This is a genomic window from Rugamonas rubra (genome assembly GCF_900114705.1).
GTDB classification, from domain to species: domain Bacteria; phylum Pseudomonadota; class Gammaproteobacteria; order Burkholderiales; family Burkholderiaceae_D; genus Rugamonas; species Rugamonas rubra.
On the sequence record NZ_FOTW01000011.1, the window covers coordinates 77,855 to 92,257 of the forward strand.

Here is a 14,403-nt window from a genome sequence, read left to right on the forward strand (position 1 = left end):
GGCCCTCACTGCGCCGGCCCGGCGCCACGGCCGCGGCCGATGATGCGGGCCAGGAAGTTGCCCTTGTCGGTGTCGGGCAGGGTGCTCTCGACCACGCCGGCCCACTGCTCGGACAGTTGCTGGCAGGTGGCGCGCAGCACCGGCGCCAGCTCGGGCAGGCCGGCCAGCGCCTTCAGGTGGCGCTCGATCACCGAGGCCAGCTTGACGCAGGCGCCCTGCTCGGCGGCGCTGGCGGTGTAGTGCGACATCAGGTGCAGCACCGCCGACAGCATCAGCTCCGGACGCGGCCCGCCATCCCTGGGGGCGAGGAAAATCGGATTGCTACGGTCTATGGCCATCAAACGCTCCTGGTTGGGGTGTTGGGCTGGCGGCGGGCTGGCGTGGGGAAGGGGGGCTGGCGGAACCGCTCAGGCGGTGAGGATCAGCTTGTTCAACTGGGTCACGCGCAGGCGGTAGATCTTGCCGCCGTGCTCGATCTCCAGCTCGCGCTGGCCCTGCATCAGGGCGGCGCTGTTGATGCGCGGCGCGGCCTGCACGGCCTCGCTTTGCGGGGCGCTGGACGCGTCGGACCGCACGGGGTTTGGGTGGGTGTGCATCACGTGGTGGGCTCCATAAATAAGAATGATTCGCATTTGCATTATTGGTGAAGATGGCGGGAAATGCAAGTCTTATTTGCGTCGCGGGGGCGGCGGCGGGGAGGCTGGGCGGGACGGCGGAGGCGCGACAAAAAAGACCCGACGCGGACGCCGGGCCAAGCTGGGTCTTGCGGGGGATTGCGCGGCTGGGCGGGGGCTGTGCGGGGTGGGCGGAGGGGAATGGGGCGCCGGGGTTTGGGGCGCCGCCGCCGCTCAGATCGCGGCCAGCAGCGGCAGCGTGGCCGCTTGCTCGGCGGCGGATTTGTTCTTGGCCGCCGCCAATTGTTTGGCGCGCGCGCGCGATGGCGGCAGGCGGCGCAGGGTTTTCAGGGCATCGGCGTCCTTGATGCCGATGGTGCGCTGGTCGACGCTGATCAGGCCGATCTCGTTGAAGGCCGACAAGGTGCGGCTGACCGTCTCCAGGGTCAGGCCCAGGTAGCTGCCGATCTCGTGGCGCGTCATGCGCAGGTTGAACAGCTTGCTCGAATAGCCCATCTGGGAGAAGCGCTCGGCCAGCGAGACCAGGAAGCGGGCCACGCGGGCCTCGGCGCTGAGGGCGCCGAGCATGCCGATCATGGCCTGCTCGCGCACCAGCTCGCGGCTCATCACGCCGTACATCATGTTCTCCAGCTCCAGGTGGATGCGGCCCAGCGCCGTCAGCTTCTTGAACGGCAGCAGGATCAGGTCGCAGTCCGACAGCGCCACGGCCTCCGACGAGTAGTGCCGCGTGTGGATGCCGTCGACGCCGAGCATGTCGCCCTTCATCGGGAAGCTGAGCACCTGCTCGTTGCCGAACTCGTCGATCAACACCGTCTTGAGGAAGCCCGAGTTGACGATGTACAGCGTGTCGAAGGGCTGGCCGATGGTGTGGATGCGCTGGCCGGTCTTGAACTGCACGTGTTGGAACAGCAGTTCCTCGGCGGTGATCGAACAGGCGGCGGGGATGTGCAGCAGGTCGCACACCTCCTTGAGGTTCGACCAGAGCCGGCCCTGACGCTGGCGGCCGGCTTCCATCGACGAGGACTGCAGGGCCGTCGTTGCGTTGGAGCGGATTTCAGGCGTTTGCGTAGACAGCATGTTGATCTCCTGGTGACAGGTAAGTCGGGTTTCATTGCGGCGAAGGGGGTACGGCCCGGCTGCGGCTGCGGCTGCCGCGAGCGGCGGATTGCACGGCAGCGCCCAGGCAAGGACGGGGCCCGGTGACGGGCTGAACGGGGCGCGCCGGCCGGCGTGACCCGTTGCAACTTGCATCGGCTGGTTTCAGTATGCCAACTAGGGGGGGCGATTGATATCAGCAGGCGCTGAATATGGGCGTAGGACGCGGCGCGGCCTTGTAGGATTCGTCCTAACGGCGGCGCGCCGGTGGGAGGCGCGGCTAGGTCTTGAAGGGCGACAACAGTCGGTGCGCGACGGCATACTGCACCATCTCCGACAGCGAGTTCATGCCCATCTTTTGCATGATCCGGGTCTTGTGCGTGCTCACCGTCTTGACGCTCAGGTGCAGGCTGTTGGCGATCTCGGTGATCGACTTGCCGGCCACCAACAATGAAAACACCTCGAATTCGCGGTCTGAAAGTTGCTTGTGGAGCAAGCTTTCGTTGGGCATCATGATGTTCAGCGCCAGCTGCTCGGCCACCTCGGTGCTGATGTAGGGCCGCCCCGAGGCGACCTTGCGGATCGCCCCGACCAGCTGGGTGCCGGCGCTCTCCTTGGTCAGGTAGCCCTGGGCGCCGGCGCGGATGGCGCGCACGGCGTACTGCTCCTCCTCGTGCATGGTGAGGATCAGGATGGCCAGCTTGGGCGCCTCGCCGCGGATCTGGCGGATCAGGTCGACGCCGCTGCGGCCGGGCATCGACAGGTCGAGCAGCAGCAGGTCGAAGCCGCCCTGGCGCACCTGGGTCAGCACCTCGAAGCCGTCGATCGCCTCGCCGACGATGTCGATGTCCGGCGCCCCGTCGAGGATGCGCTTGAGGCCTTCGCGCATGATGGTGTGGTCATCGGCTATGACGATTCGGATCATATTGTGGCTGTCGGCAAAAAAGAGGCCCGCCTGGCGGCGGGCGTGGCTAGTGGGAAAAGCAATCCCCGGAATACTACTCTAAAACGGCGGCTTTTTTGCTTTTCCGTTAATCATGTCGCATTTTCATGTCCTTGTGGTTCTTTGATCAGGCGGTGCACCAACACCGGGATCTTGGAATGCGACAAGACCTTGTTGGTGACGCTGCCCAGCAACAACTGGCCCCAGCCGCTGCGCCCGTGCGAGCCCATGAAGATCAGGTCGCAGTGCCGCTCGGCCGCCACCTCGACGATCTTCAGCGCCACGCTTTCGGCGAAGGCGGTGGCGCCGGCGCAGCGCAGGCCGCGCCGTTCGGCCGCCTCGACGATGGCCTGCAGGTGGCCCTGGCCGGCGCGCTGCATGGCGGCGCGGTATTCCTCCTCGCTGGGGTAGCTGGGCGGGATGATCTCGACATAGATCGGGTACTGGTACTCGGGCGCGACGAACAGGGCCAGCACCTCGGCGCCCATCTGCTCGGCGAAGTCGACGCCGGCGCAGGCCGTTTTATTGGAGACGGCCGAGCCGTCGGTGGTGATGAGGATTTTGCGGTACATGGCTGGCCCCCGGCCTGGTGATGGTGGTGACGGTGGTGGTGCTTTGCGCGGCCGGCGTTGCGCCTGCGCCGTGGCTGCACCTGGCTTAATTTTAGCGCCGATTCAGACTATTGTAAGTATGGAAAGACTTGATACTCCTCAATAAAGTCGATGATCGTGCGCAAGCCGGCACGCGGGGCGTGCTTTCCCCCGGATAAATTTGCACAGAAGCACTGGTTTTGTGTCCCGCCGCGTGCTTTGACGCGGTAAGCGATGTTAGTATCTGCAAATACAACGGTAAACTTGGCTTTTAACCCTTTGGGCGGGTGTGCCGGCCGGCTTTTCGGCCCTGGAGATTGAACAACCGGGCGGCCTCCTGCTACACTCGCGTAAGCGCGTTTTATTGCCGGGCGTCATCACTCCGGGGGCCGCACGCGGCGCCGGGTGGTAGCTAGTGTTAGGGCAGCAATTTTACAAATTATGGAGAAGCAGGGATTATGACCAACGCCGCTGATGATTTCGACGCACTATTTGATGAAGTGTCTGCGCAAAGCAAGACAGCAGCGCCCGCAGCCGCTCCCGCCGCCGCCCCCGTAGTGGACGATCTGGAAAGTCTGTTCGACGAAGTCGCCGCCGCCCGTCCGGCCGAGGCCGCCCCCACCCCCGCTCCCGCCCCGGCCCCGGCCGCCGCCGCGCCGGCCGCCGCCGCCCCCGCCGACGAGGGCGACGGCGCCGGCGACAAGCCGATGTTCGAACGCCTGGGCGGCATCGTCCGCCTGCTGCACGACTCGCTGCGCGAGCTCGGCTACGACAAGGCGCTGACCGAGGCCTCGTCGCAGATCGTCGACGCCCAGGACCGCCTCGAATACGTCGCCTCGCTCACCGAGCAGGCCGCCAACAAGGTGCTCAACACGCTCGACGACGGCATGCCGGCGCAGGACCAGTTGTCGAAGAAATCCAAGGAGATGGAGAACCGCTGGAGCGAGCTGTTCGCCGGCAAGCTCAGCCTTGACGAGTTCAAGCAGCTGGCGGGCGACTCGAAGTCCTTCGCCCAGGCCGTCACCGAGGCCACCGAGGCGGAGAAGGCGCGCCTGCTCGAGATCATGATGGCGCAGGACTTCCAGGACATCACCGGCCAGCTGATCAAGAAGGTGGTGTCCATCACCAAGACGGTCGAGCACGAACTGGCCGAGCTGCTGCGCGACAACGCGCCGCCGGCCGTGCGCGAGAAGATCGCGCAAAAAGAGGTCAGCCTGATGCAGGGGCCGTCGGCCCCGGCCGTCGCGCTGAACCAGGACAATGTCGATGACCTTCTTGCCGATCTGGGATTCTAATGGATGATATGCTCAAGGATTTCGTCGTCGAGGCGATGGATCTCGCGGTCAATGTTGAGGAACACCTGCTGCGCCTCGAACGCGACCCGGAAAACAAGGAAACGCTGAACGCGGTGTTCCGCTCCTTCCACACCATCAAGGGCGGCGCCGGCTTCATGAGCCTGCCGGCCATGGTGGCCGCCTGCCACCTGACCGAGAACCTGTTCGACGCGCTGCGCACCGGCGCCGCGCCGGTCACCCCGATCGCCATCGAGGCGGCGCTGCAGGCCTCCGGCTTCGTCGCCGACCAGCTGGCCGAACTGTCCAACGGCGCCGAGCCGGACAGCCTGGCCGCCATGCCCGCCTCGCTCGAGCAGATCCTCACCGACGCCATCGAGGGCAAGGCTTCGGCGCCGAAGGCGGCCCCGGCCCCGGCCGCCGCAGCGGCGCCGGCCCCGGCCGCCGCGCCCGCCGCCGCCCCGGCGGCGCCGCGCGCGCCGTCGGCCGACGGGCTCGACTGGGAAGGCATGTACATGGCGGTGACGCCGGCCGGCACCTACACGCCGACGGCCGCCGCCGCGGCGGCCGCCGACAGCGCCCCGGCGCCGGCGCCGGCCGCCGCCGGCCTGTCGGCCGAGGCCTTGGCCGAGGGCGTGGCCGCCGCCACCGCCGCCGCCGCCGCCATCGCGCCGTCGGTGGCGCCGCGCCGCGCCGAGGGCGACAAACGCGAGGAGCACCGGCCCCAGGCCGCCCCCGTCAAGGAGGAGAGCATCCGCGTCGACGCCGTCAAGCTCGACGCCCTGCTCGAGGTGGCCGGCGAGTCCGTGCAGGCCGCCAACCAGGCCGCCGTGCTGCTCGAGCGCCTGCTGCAGTTCAAATTCGAGGGCCAGGCGGCGACGCTGATGGCGACCCTGGCCGAGACGCTGGAACGCGCCTCGCGCTACTCCACCGAACTGCAGCGCGCCACCCTGGCGACGCGCATGCAGCCGGTCGGCCGCCTGTTCCAGAAGTTCCCGCGCCTGGTGCGCGAACTGGCCAAGGACCTGGGCAAGGACGTCGAGCTGACCATCGAGGGCGCCGAGACCGAGGTCGACCGCGTCGTCGTCGACAGCCTGTACGATCCGCTGGTGCACATGCTGCGCAACGCCCTCGACCACGGCGTCGAGTCGCCCGAGGAGCGCATCGCCGCCGGCAAGTCGACCAAGTCCTACATCTCGCTGAAGGCCTGGCAGGAAGCCAACAGCGTGATGATCGTGCTGCAGGACGACGGCAAGGGCATGGACCCGATGCGCCTGCGCAAGAAGGCGCTGGAGAAGGGCCTGATCACCGAGTCGGCCCAGTTGTCCAGCGACGAATGCTTCCAACTGGTGTTCCTGCCCGGCTTCTCGACCAAGGACGTGGCCTCCAGCGTGTCCGGCCGCGGCGTCGGCATGGACGTGGTGAAGACGGCGGTGGAGAAGAACCGCGGCGCCATCCACATCGACTCGGCGCTCGGCTTCGGCACCAAGTTCGCCATCCGCCTGCCGATCGAGTTGTCGATCGTGCCGACCATGCTGGTGTCGACCTCGGGCGCCGCGCTGGCCCTGCCGATGGCGGTGGTGCAACGCGTGGTCGAACTGCCCGAGGTGTTCCTCGAGGTGGGCGGCGCGCCGGTGCTCAAGGACCAGGGCCGGCCGCTGCCGGTGCGCTCGCTGGCCGCCTCGCTGGGCTACGAGAGCTGCCGCGAGAAGGTGGGCATTGTTGTCGCCGCGCCACAACCGTACATCCTCGCCGTCGAGGCCGTGGACGGCACCGCCGACCTGGTGATCAAGCCGATGACCGCCATCGCGGTCGAGGGCATCACCGGCACGGCGCGCTCGGCCGAGGGCGAGCTGGTGCTAGTGGTGGGCCTATCCTTCCTGATGGATGGCTGTCGGGGCAACGTACGCATGGCTGCCTAGCCGACACTCTGAAAAGTAGTCCCAAATGCCTGCGTACACCGCAGGCATTTTTTTTGTTTTTTCGGTAGGCAGGACCCCGCCGCCGGCGCCCGCGCCCGCATGGATGCTGGGCCGCGCGGCGGGCTTAGTTTGGACGAATTTTTTATAGGAGTCATACCAGGTGTATCACTACCCAAGTCCGTATCGGCTCACGAGGCCGGGGCGCGGCCTTGGTTTTGCATTGCACAAATATGGCATAATCAAAGTGGACCACTCACACAGGCTGTAGCAGCAAGCACAAATCATGATGAAGACGCTTTACGACAAACTCTGGGAATCCCACGTGGTGCGCGCCGAGGAAGACGGCACCACCATCCTCTATATCGACCGCCACCTGGTGCACGAAGTGACCAGCCCGCAGGCCTTCGACGGCCTGCGCGCCGCCGGCCGCGCGCCCTGGCGCGTCTCGGCCAACCTGGCCGTGGCCGACCACAACGTGCCGACCACCGACCGCGCCGACGGCATCGCCGACCCGGTCTCGCGGCTGCAGGTCGAAACGCTCGACAGCAACGCCAAGGCCTACGGCCTGACCTACTTCAACATGAACGACAAGCGCCAGGGCATCGTCCACGTCATCGGACCGGAGCAGGGCGCCACCCTGCCGGGCATGACGGTGGTCTGCGGCGACTCGCACACCTCGACCCACGGCGCCTTCGGCTGCCTGGCGCACGGCATCGGCACCTCGGAGGTCGAGCACGTGCTGGCCACCCAGACCCTGCTGGCGAAGAAATCCAAGGCGATGCTGGTGCAGGTGGACGGCGCGCTGCCGGCCGGCATCACCGCGAAGGACATCGTGCTGGCCGTGATCGGCAAGATCGGCACCGCCGGCGGCAACGGCTACGCCATCGAATTCGGCGGCTCGACCATCCGCGCCCTGTCGATGGAAGGCCGCATGACGGTGTGCAACATGGCGATCGAGGCCGGCGCCCGCGCCGGCATGGTCGCCGTCGACGACACCACCATCAACTACGTCAAGGGCCGCCCCTTCTCGCCGGTCGGCCCGCACTGGGACCGCGCCGTCGACTACTGGCGCACGCTGCACTCGGACGCCGGCGCCCGCTTCGACCTGGTGGTCACCCTGAACGCCGCCGAGATCAAGCCGCAGGTCACCTGGGGCACCTCGCCCGAGATGGTCGTCTCGGTCGACGGCCGGGTGCCCGACCCCGACCTGGAAAAGGACAGCGTCAAGCGCGACGCCATGGAAAAGGCGCTGGTCTACATGGCGCTGACGCCGAACACGCCGATCACCGACATCCGCATCGACAAGGTCTTCATCGGCTCCTGCACCAACTCGCGCATCGAGGACTTGCGCGCCGCCGCCGAGGTGGTGCGCGGCAAGCACCGGGCGTCGAACGTCAGGCTGGCGCTGGTGGTGCCGGGCTCCGGCCTGGTCAAGGACCAGGCCGAGCGCGAGGGCCTGGACCGCATCTTCAAGGACGCCGGCTTCGAATGGCGCGAGCCGGGCTGCTCGATGTGCCTGGCGATGAACGCCGACCGGCTCGAGCCGGGCGAGCGCTGCGCCTCGACCTCGAACCGCAACTTCGAGGGCCGCCAGGGCCAGGGCGGGCGCACCCACCTGGTGTCGCCGGCGATGGCGGCGGCGGCGGGCATCGCCGGCCACTTCGTCGACATCCGCACGCTGCGCTGAGCCGCCACACCGCATTTTTGATCGCAACAAGGCGGGGGCGCGCCCCCGCCGCGCCACCGGCGCGCCGAACCACCCGTCCCAACGAGAGCACACCATCATGAAAAAACTATTCGCCCTGTCCTTCATCGCCCTGGTCCTGAGCGGCTGCAACACCATCGCCGGGGTCGGCAAGGACGTGCAAAAAGTCGGCCAGGTGGTCGAAGGCGCCGGCAAAAAATAATCAGCGATGCCGCGGGCCCGACGGTCCGTCGTCGCACAACCCGAACGAGAATCATGGATAAATTTATCATCTACGAAGGCCTGGTGGCCCCGCTCGACCGCGCCAACGTCGACACCGACGCCATCATCCCGAAGCAGTTCCTCAAGTCGATCCACCGCACCGGCTTCGGCCCCAACCTGTTCGACGAGTGGCGCTACCTCGACCACGGCGAGCCGGGCCAGGACAACAGCCGCCGCCCGCTCAACCCGGACTTCGTGCTCAACGAGGCGCGCTACCAGGGCGCCTCGATCCTGCTGACCCGCAAAAACTTCGGCTGCGGCTCCTCGCGCGAGCACGCCCCCTGGGCGCTCGACCAGTACGGCTTCCGCGCCGTCGTCGCGCCGTCCTTCGCCGACATCTTCTTCAACAACTGCTACAAGAGCGGCCTGCTGCCGATCGTGTTGCCAGAAGCGCAGATCGATCATCTGTTCAACGAAGTCAAGGCCTTCCCCGGTTACCGTCTGGTGGTCGACCTTGAACAGCAGCGTATTTCCACCAGCAACGGCAGCGTCTCCTACCCCTTCGAGATCGACGCCTTCCGCAAGTATTGCCTGATGAACGGACTCGACGATATCGGCCTGACCCTGCGCCACGCCGACGCCATCCGCGGCTTCGAAGAGCGTCATCTGGCCACCCAGCCCTGGCTGGCCAACGTCATCTAATTTCTCGATCGAACAACATGAAAATTGCAATCCTCCCGGGCGACGGTATCGGCCCGGAAATCATCGCGCAGGCCGTCAAGGTCTTGAACGTGCTGGGCGAATCCTTCGAGCTGGAGACCGCCGCCGTCGGCGGCGCCGGCTACGCCGCCCACGGCCACCCGCTGCCGGAAGGCACGCTGGCGCTGGCCAAGGCGGCCGACGCGGTGCTGTTCGGCGCCGTCGGCGACTACCAGTACGACACGCTGGAACGCGCGCTGCGCCCCGAGCAGGCCATCCTCGGCCTGCGCAAGCAGCTCGGCCTGTTCGCCAACCTGCGCCCGGCCATCCTGTATCCCGAGCTGGCCAACGCCTCGACGCTGAAACCCGAGGTGGTCTCCGGCCTGGACATCCTGATCATCCGCGAACTGACCGGCGACATCTACTTCGGCCAGCCGCGCGGCGTGCGCGAGTGCCCGGACGGCGCCTTCAAGGGCCAGCGCGAGGGCTTCGACACCATGCGCTACGCCGAGGGCGAGATCCGCCGCATCGCCCACGTCGCCTTCCAGGCGGCGCAGAAGCGCGACAAGCGCCTGACCAGCGTCGACAAGGCCAACGTGCTCGAGACCTTCCAGTTCTGGCGCGACATCGTCACCGACGTGCACAAGGAATACCCGGACGTGGCGCTCGAACACATGTACGTCGACAACGCCGCGATGCAGCTGGTGCGCGCGCCGAAGAAGTTCGACGTGCTGGTCACCGGCAACATGTTCGGCGACATCCTGTCCGACCAGGCCTCGATGCTGACCGGCTCGATCGGCATGCTGCCGTCCGCCTCGCTCGACGCCAACAACAAGGGCCTGTACGAGCCCTCGCACGGCTCGGCGCCGGACATCGCCGGCAAGGGCATCGCCAATCCGCTGGCGACCATCCTGTCGGCCGCGATGATGCTGCGCTACTCGCTGAACCGCGCCGAACAGGCCGACCGCATCGAGAACGCCGTCAAGGCCGTGCTGGCGCAGGGTCTGCGCACCGGCGACATCTACGAGGCCGGCACCACCAAGGTGGGCACCGAACAGATGGGCGACGCGGTGGTCAAGGCGCTGCTGTAAAACTATATAAACGATATATATAAACGATTTTGAGGGAATTGCGATGAAACTAGTAGGCTTGGTAGGTTGGCGCGGCATGGTCGGTTCGGTCCTGATGCAGCGCATGCAGGAAGAGGGCGATTTCGCCCACATCGAACCGGTGTTCTTCACCACCTCGAACCCGGGCGGCGCCGCGCCGGCGATGGCCAAGAACGAGACCGTGCTGAAGAGCGCGAGCGACATCGACGAGCTGAAGAAGTGCGAGATCATCGTCTCCTGCCAGGGCGGCGACTACACCAGCGAGGTGTTCCCGAAACTGCGCGCGGCCGGCTGGAACGGCTACTGGATCGACGCCGCCTCGACGTTGCGCATGGAGAAGGACGCCGTCATCGCGCTCGACCCGGTCAATCTGCACGTCATCAAGGACGCGCTGGGCAAGGGTGTGAAGAACTACATCGGCGGCAACTGCACCGTCTCGTGCATGCTGATGGGCCTGGGCGGCCTGTTCCAGCACAAGCTGGTCGAATGGATGACCTCGATGACCTACCAGGCGGCCTCGGGCGGCGGCGCGCAGCACATGCGCGAGCTGCTGACCCAGTTCGGCACCATCAACAGCTCGGTCAAGCACCTGCTCGACAACCCGGCCTCGGCGATCCTCGAGATCGACCGCCAGGTGCTGGCTACCCAGCACGGCTTGAGCGCCGAGGAGACCAAGCAGTTCGGCGCGCCGCTGGCCGGCAACCTGATCCCGTGGATCGACAAGGACCTGGGCAACGGCCAATCGAAGGAAGAGTGGAAGGGCGGCGCCGAGACCAACAAGATCCTCGGCCTGGGCGCCGACTTCGGCTCGACAGCGATTCCGGTCGACGGCCTGTGCGTGCGCATCGGCGCCATGCGCAGCCACTCGCAGGCGCTGACCATCAAGCTGAAGAAGGACGTGCCGATCGACGAGATCCACGACATCATCGCCGCCAACAACCAATGGGTCAAAGTGGTGCCGAACACGCGCGAAGCGTCGGTGCGCGACCTGTCGCCGGCCGCCGCCACCGGCAGCCTGACCATCCCGGTCGGCCGCCTGCGCAAGATGAGCATGGGTGACGACTACCTGTCGGCCTTCACCGTCGGCGACCAGCTGCTGTGGGGCGCCGCCGAACCGCTGCGCCGCATGCTGCGCATCGTGCTCGAAGGCTAAGCGCCGGGCAGCTGCAATGAGGCAAGCCGGTGGCCAGCGTGCCGCCGGCGGCAAAACAGGGTCAGACCCTAGGGTCTGACCCTACAGTCCGCCCCAGCCGTTCCGGCCTCCCGGACTCGGCGAAACATCCCCCGCCCCATAGGCAAACCCCGCCTCCGCCCGACCGGATATTTGTCAAATCCCGGCCAAATTCAACAACCAGCTTACATATCCCCCGCCATAGGGGAACAAAGCGCGCGCAAAGCTTGCATGGTCTAGTGCATGATGATATGTTGGGACCTCCGGAAAGTAACATTTTTCCTCTGACAACCACTATGCCATCCACTATGCCAGCAACCACCCGTCCCAGCATCGTTTCGTTCGCGTTGAACACACTGACCAGCGCCGTCGCCTGCGCAGTGTTCCTGTCTCCCGCAGCAAACGCCGCCGGGCTCGGCAAGCTGACGGTGCTGTCGGCCCTCGGCCAGCCGCTGCGCGCCGAGATCGAACTGACCGCCGTCGCGCCCGACGAGGCGGCCGGTCTGGTGGCCAAGCTGGCGCCGGCCGAGGCCTTCCGCCAGGCCAACATCGATTTCAACCCGACCCTGCTGTCGCTGCGCTTCGAGGTCGAACAGCGCAACGGCCGCCAGCTGATCCGCGTCAGCTCCAGCCAGGCCGTCAACGAGCCCTTCGTCGACATGCTGCTGGAACTGAGCTGGACCGGCGGCCGCCTGGTGCGCGAATACACCTTCCTGCTCGACCCGGCCGAGATGCGCAGCACCCAGTCGGCCCAGGTGGCCGCGCCGGTCGACGTGCCCAACAACCGCAACGCCGCGCCCGCCGCCGCCCAGGCCGCCGCACCCGCGCCCGCCGCCGCGCCGTCGCCGGCCGCCGCGCCGGCCCCGGCCCCGGCCCCGGCCCCGGCGCGATCTGCGCGCGCGGCGCGCCCGGCCGCGCCGGCCGCCGAGGACGGCTACAAGGTCAAACCGGGCGACAGCCTGGGCCGCATCGCCAGGCAGCTCAAGCCGGTCGACGTCTCGCTCGACCTGATGCTCGTCGCCCTGTACCGCGCCAACCCCGAGGCCTTCATGGGCAAGAACATGAACCGCCTGAAGTCCGGCCAGATCCTGGCGCTGCCGGACGCCGACGCCATCCGCGCCGCCGCCTCGGACGGCGAGGCGCACGGCGTGGTGGTGGCCCACGCCGCCGACTTCAACGCCTACCGCAACAAGCTGGCCGGCCAGGTCGCCACCAGCGCGCCGGCCAAGGAGGCCGAACCGGCCAAGAGCGCCGGCGGCAAGATCACCGCCAAGGTCGAGGAGCGCGCCACCGCCGCCAACGAGGCCAAGGACCAGCTCAAGCTGTCGAAGGCGACGCCGCCGGCCGGCGGCAAGGCCGGCGCCAGCCTGGAAGACAAGATCGCCAAGGAACAGCAGATGGCCGAGGCGGCCGCCCGCGTCAAGGAGCTGGAGAAGAACGTCAGCGACCTGGAGAAGCTGATGGCCGTCAAGAGCAAGGCCGCCGCCGAGAAGGCCCCGGCCTCCGCCTCGGCCGGCGCCTCGGTCAAGGCCACCACGCCGACCATCGAGCTCAATCCGCCGGCCACGCCGGAGGCCAAGCAGCCGCCGCCGATCAAGACCGTGGTCGTGCCGCCGCGCTCGCTCGAGCCCAGCCTGGCCGACACCGTCATGGAGAACCTCAACACCATCGGCGTGGCCGCCGCCGCGCTGCTGGCCGGCCTTGGCGCCATCGTCTACTCGCGCCGCCGCAAGCAGCAGGGCGAGGCCGCCGCCGAGCCCAGCCTGCTGGGCGACCCGGCGCCGGCCGCCGCGCCGCCGGTGGCCCCCGCCGGTGGCGAGAACGTCGACACCAGCAACAGCGTGTTCAACTCGAACTTCGCGCCCTCGGCCAGCCAGCTCGACACCAACGAGGTCGACCCGGTCGCCGAGGCCGACGTCTACATCGCCTACGGCCGCGACGCCCAGGCCGAGGAGATCCTCAAGGAGGCCCTGCGCAGCCATCCCGACCGCAGCGCCGTGCGCCTGAAGCTGCTGGAAATCTACGCCACCCGCAAGGACCCGCGCGCCTTCGAAACCCAGGCCAGCGAGCTGTACGCGCTGACCCGGGGCGAGGGCGAGGAATGGGCCCAGGCCGTCGCGCTGGGCCTGGCGCTCGACGCGTATAACCCGCTGTACGCCGCCGGCCCGTCGGTCGCCGCCGTCTCGGCCGCCGCCGCCACCCCGGCCGAGCGCCTGCCCGAGCCGCAGGACTCCGCCGCGCCGTTCGACGACGGCATGGACTTCGGCCTCGACCAGCAGCTCGACACGGCGCTGCCGGTGGCGCCCGCCGCCGCGCCGGCCCCGGCCGAGTTCGCCAGCTCCGGCAGCGACAATCTGCTCGACTTCGACCTGGGCGGCCTGAGCCTGGACCCGGTGCCGGCCGCCGCCGTCGCCGACCAGCCGTCGGCCGCCGTCACCTCCGAGGAGTCGGCCTTCGACCTGGCCTTCGACAGCCCGGCCCCGGCCCCCGCGCCGGCCCCGGCGGTGATCACCGACGAGCCGAGCATGGACTTCGGCATCGACCTGCCGGAGGACCGCGCCGAGGCGCCGGCCGCCAGCGCGCCGACGGCGCTGCCCAGCGTCGGCAGCGACCCGCTGGCCGACCTCGACATGATGGACTTCGACCTGCCGTCCAGCCCGGCCCCGGCCCCTAGCGCCGCGCCGGCCCCGGCCCCGGCCTCCTTCGCCAGCGACTTCGCCGACCTCGAGCTGCCCGACATGGGCCTCGGCGGCGCGGCCAAGGCCGACGGCGCCGCGCCCGAGTTCGACCTGTCCGACATCAACCTCGACCTCGACCAGAAGCAGGGCGGCGGCGCCGCCCCGGCCGTCAAGGAGGAGCAACTGTCGGCCATCCACATGGAGATGGACACCAAGCTCGACCTGGCCATCGCCTACCAGGAGATCGGCGACAAGGAGGGCGCCCGCGAGCTGCTCGACGAGGTGCTGCGCGGCGGCAGCGACGACCAGGTGGCCAAGGCCAACGCCATGCGCGCCCTGCTGGGCTGAGTCGGCGGCGGTATA

At 68.0% G+C, this 14,403-nt stretch carries 13 protein-coding genes; 8 read left to right on the forward strand and 5 right to left on the reverse strand.

Translation table 11 applies throughout. The features are described 5' to 3' along the window. Window positions 1-5: 5 nt before the first annotated feature. The 5 genes from BM252_RS12375 to BM252_RS12395 all read right to left on the reverse strand — a co-directional run bounded on the left by BM252_RS12375 (window position 6) and on the right by BM252_RS12395 (window position 3,245). A complete protein-coding gene (locus tag BM252_RS12375) occupies window positions 6-338 on the reverse strand; it encodes a hypothetical protein (RefSeq protein ID WP_093387822.1) in 333 nt (110 codons plus the stop codon). A 69-nt stretch (window positions 339-407) separates the two neighbouring features. Continuing rightward, window positions 408-596 carry a hemin uptake protein HemP gene (gene hemP / locus BM252_RS12380; protein WP_093387824.1) on the reverse strand — a complete coding sequence of 63 codons (189 nt, stop codon included), beginning with the start codon at window positions 594-596 and terminating at the stop codon, window positions 408-410. A gap of 252 nt (window positions 597-848) precedes the next feature. Continuing rightward, complete coding sequence (locus tag BM252_RS12385) at window positions 849-1,649, reverse strand: Crp/Fnr family transcriptional regulator (protein ID WP_093387825.1); 801 nt, start codon at window positions 1,647-1,649, stop codon at window positions 849-851. 361 nt (window positions 1,650-2,010) lie between these two features. After that, window positions 2,011-2,655, reverse strand: coding sequence for a response regulator (locus tag BM252_RS12390; RefSeq protein WP_093387827.1), 645 nt, complete (start codon window positions 2,653-2,655; stop codon window positions 2,011-2,013). A gap of 110 nt (window positions 2,656-2,765) precedes the next feature. Then, complete coding sequence (locus BM252_RS12395) at window positions 2,766-3,245, reverse strand: universal stress protein (RefSeq protein WP_093387828.1); 480 nt, start codon at window positions 3,243-3,245, stop codon at window positions 2,766-2,768. A 476-nt stretch (window positions 3,246-3,721) separates the two neighbouring features. Here BM252_RS12395 and BM252_RS12400 point away from each other — a divergent pair, with 476 nt between their 5' ends. From BM252_RS12400 to BM252_RS12430, 8 genes are all read left to right on the forward strand, one after another. Further along, the gene (locus BM252_RS12400; RefSeq protein ID WP_093387830.1) at window positions 3,722-4,558 is read left to right on the forward strand and encodes a protein phosphatase CheZ; all 837 of its coding nucleotides are present in this window, start codon (window positions 3,722-3,724) and stop codon (window positions 4,556-4,558) included. Beyond that, window positions 4,558-6,477, forward strand: a complete 1,920-nt coding sequence (locus BM252_RS12405; protein ID WP_093387832.1) for a chemotaxis protein CheA — start codon at window positions 4,558-4,560, stop codon at window positions 6,475-6,477. Before BM252_RS12400 ends, BM252_RS12405 begins: the two co-directional genes overlap by 1 nt. Window positions 6,478-6,760: 283 nt before the next feature. Beyond that, window positions 6,761-8,164, forward strand: a complete 1,404-nt coding sequence (gene leuC, locus BM252_RS12410) for a 3-isopropylmalate dehydratase large subunit (protein ID WP_093387833.1) — start codon at window positions 6,761-6,763, stop codon at window positions 8,162-8,164. 97 nt (window positions 8,165-8,261) lie between these two features. Then, window positions 8,262-8,384, forward strand: a complete 123-nt coding sequence (locus tag BM252_RS30085) for an entericidin A/B family lipoprotein (RefSeq protein WP_139236470.1) — start codon at window positions 8,262-8,264, stop codon at window positions 8,382-8,384. 53 nt (window positions 8,385-8,437) lie between these two features. Then, entirely contained in the window at window positions 8,438-9,085 is a 648-nt protein-coding gene (leuD, locus tag BM252_RS12415) for a 3-isopropylmalate dehydratase small subunit (RefSeq protein ID WP_093387835.1), read from the forward strand. 17 nt (window positions 9,086-9,102) lie between these two features. Further along, window positions 9,103-10,173: a 3-isopropylmalate dehydrogenase gene (gene leuB / locus BM252_RS12420; protein WP_093387836.1), complete on the forward strand. Its 1,071-nt coding sequence runs from the start codon at window positions 9,103-9,105 to the stop codon at window positions 10,171-10,173. A 43-nt stretch (window positions 10,174-10,216) separates the two neighbouring features. After that, window positions 10,217-11,344 carry an aspartate-semialdehyde dehydrogenase gene (gene asd, locus BM252_RS12425; RefSeq protein WP_093387838.1) on the forward strand — a complete coding sequence of 376 codons (1,128 nt, stop codon included), beginning with the start codon at window positions 10,217-10,219 and terminating at the stop codon, window positions 11,342-11,344. Window positions 11,345-11,670: 326 nt separating this feature from the next. Next, the gene (locus tag BM252_RS12430; protein WP_093387839.1) at window positions 11,671-14,388 is read left to right on the forward strand and encodes a motility hub landmark protein FimV; all 2,718 of its coding nucleotides are present in this window, start codon (window positions 11,671-11,673) and stop codon (window positions 14,386-14,388) included. The last annotated feature ends 15 nt before the right edge of the window (window positions 14,389-14,403 follow it).